The following is a 2,235-nucleotide window of genomic DNA, read 5'->3' on the forward strand; positions in this document are numbered from 1 at the left end:
CGGCAGCGCGCGGGCGCAGTCTTCCCCGACCATCACGCTGACCGGGCAAGGCGGGTACCAGAGTGCAGTGCTGGCTTCGCTGTTCACGCCCCAGGCGACGTTCTCGAACCTGGCCGCAGGGATCGCGCAGCCGATCTTCGACGGCGGCAAGATCCAGGCGAACTTCGATCTGACCAAAGCCCAGCAGGACGAGTTGCTGCAGACCTATCGCAAAACCGTGGTCTCGGCCTTCGCCGACGTCGACAACGCGCTGGAGTCCATTCGGCAGAACACCGATCGGCTGCGGCTGCAGCAGGATGTCGTGACGTCGTCGAAGCGGGCGTTCGACCTGTCGGAGCAGCAACTCCGCGCCGGCACTGCCGACATCGTCACCGTGCTGAACACGCAGCTCACCCTGTTTACGGCGCAGGACGCGCTCATTCAGACCCGGCTTGCACGATTCCTGGCGATCGTGAGCCTGTACCAGGCGCTCGGGGGCGGCTGGGAGCCGAAGATGGAAAGGCCGGTCAATGCTCTTTAAGCCGGATGAGTCCAAGCCCGCTGGCACGATGCCGGCCAAGCCGGGACGCCGCTGGGGCCGGCGTTTCGTGGCTTGGCTCGTGACCGCGGGGATCCTGGCCGCGTTGGGCCTGATCGCCTGGAGCGCGTTCCATAACAAGCCGAGTACGGGACGCCCGGGATTTGGCGCAGGTGGCCCGGGTGGTCGGCCCGACATGGCCGTGCCGGTGCTGGCGGCCACGCCGCAGGTCAAGGACGTGCCGGTCTATCTCGACGGCGTCGGTTCGGTCAGAGCGCTGAATACGGTGACGGTGCGGGCGCAAGTCGACGGCAAGCTGATCTCGGTGAACTTCACCGAAGGCCAGGATGTCAAAGCCGGCGACGTGCTCGCCGAAATCGATCCGGCGCTCTATCAGGCCACCTATGATCAGGCGGTCGCCAAGAAGGCGCAGGACGAAGCGCAACTCGCCAATGCCCGGATCGACCTGACGCGCTATCAGCAGCTCGCAGCCTCCAACGCCGGCTCCAAGCAGCAGGCCGATACGCAGAAGGCGACCGTGGCTCAGCTCGAAGCGCAGGTGCGCTCCGACCAGGCTTCAATCGACAACGCGGCGGCGACGCTGAGCTACACCAAGGTGGTGGCGCCGATCTCCGGCCGCGCCGGCTTGCGGCAGGTCGACAAGGGCAACATCGTCCACTCCTCCGATACCACCGGCATCGTGGTGCTGACGCAGCTGCAGCCGATTGCGGTGTGGTTCAGCCTGCCGCAGCAGCAGATCGTCCGCGTCAACAATGCCGCCGCCAAGGCGGAGCTGCCGGTCGACGTGTTCGGCAATGACGGCGTCACCGTCGCCGACACCGGCAAGCTCACCGGCATCGACAATCAGGTCGACCAGACCACTGGCACGGTGAAGCTGAAGGCCGAATTTCCGAACGCCAAATTCCAGCTTTGGCCCGGCCAGTTCGTCAACGTCCGGCTCAAGGTCGATACGCTCAAGGATGCCGTGACGGTGCCGTCGTCGGCGGTGCAGCGTGGCCCGGCCGGCACGTTCAGTTACGTGATCGGCGAGGGCGATATCGTCGCGGCGCGGGCCGTGAAGGTGACGCAGCAGAACGAGACCGAGGCGGTCATCGCCAGCGGGCTGACGGCCAGCGACCGCGTCGTCACGACGGGTTTCGCAAACTTGTCCGAAGGCGCCAAAGTCACGATCGGCCGCAACGACCAGACACCGACGGCCGATCTGGCTCCGCAGAAGCGCCGCCGCGGTCCGCCGGGCGGCGACGCGCAGAAGGCGAAGGAGGGCGGCGACGCCTCCGGCGAGCAAGGCAAGCATCGCCGCCACCGCCAGGACGGCGGCCAAACAGGCGGCGAGTCCGGGCAGGCGGCGCCGGCCAATGGCGGCGATTCATCCGGGGCCGCGAAGGCGCAGTGACGCCTTCGCCCGCGGCGATTTTGACTTATGAAGGCAGGCGAGAGTCTGCAGCCATGAGGTTGCATTCATGAGCGTTTCAGAGCCGTTCATCCGGCGTCCGATCGCCACCTCGCTGCTCGGCGTGGCGCTGTTGATCGGCGGTGCGCTCGGCTATTTGGCGCTGCCGGTGTCGGCGTTGCCGCAGGTCGATTTCCCGACCGTGCAGGTGACCACGCAGCTTCCGGGCGCCAGTCCGGACGTCGTCGCCTCGCTGATCACTGCGCCGCTGGAGCGGCAGCTCGGCCAGATCCCGTCGCTGACCGCG

3 protein-coding genes are annotated in these 2,235 nt (G+C 67.0%); all 3 read left to right on the top strand.

Features of this window, described 5'->3' with window-relative positions; all coding sequences use genetic code 11:
• The coding region (locus tag I5M_RS18405; protein WP_022722741.1) for a TolC family protein at window positions 1-520 on the top strand (520 nt) is incomplete at its 5' end.
• Window positions 510-1,931, top strand: coding sequence for an efflux RND transporter periplasmic adaptor subunit (locus I5M_RS18410; RefSeq protein ID WP_022722742.1), 1,422 nt, complete (start codon window positions 510-512; stop codon window positions 1,929-1,931). The genes I5M_RS18405 and I5M_RS18410, both read left to right, overlap by 11 nt.
• A gap of 67 nt (window positions 1,932-1,998) precedes the next feature.
• The coding region (locus I5M_RS18415) for an efflux RND transporter permease subunit (protein WP_031336956.1) at window positions 1,999-2,235 on the top strand (237 nt) is incomplete at its 3' end.

Source organism: Rhodopseudomonas sp. B29, from assembly GCF_000333455.1.
Lineage (GTDB): Bacteria > Pseudomonadota > Alphaproteobacteria > Rhizobiales > Xanthobacteraceae > Rhodopseudomonas.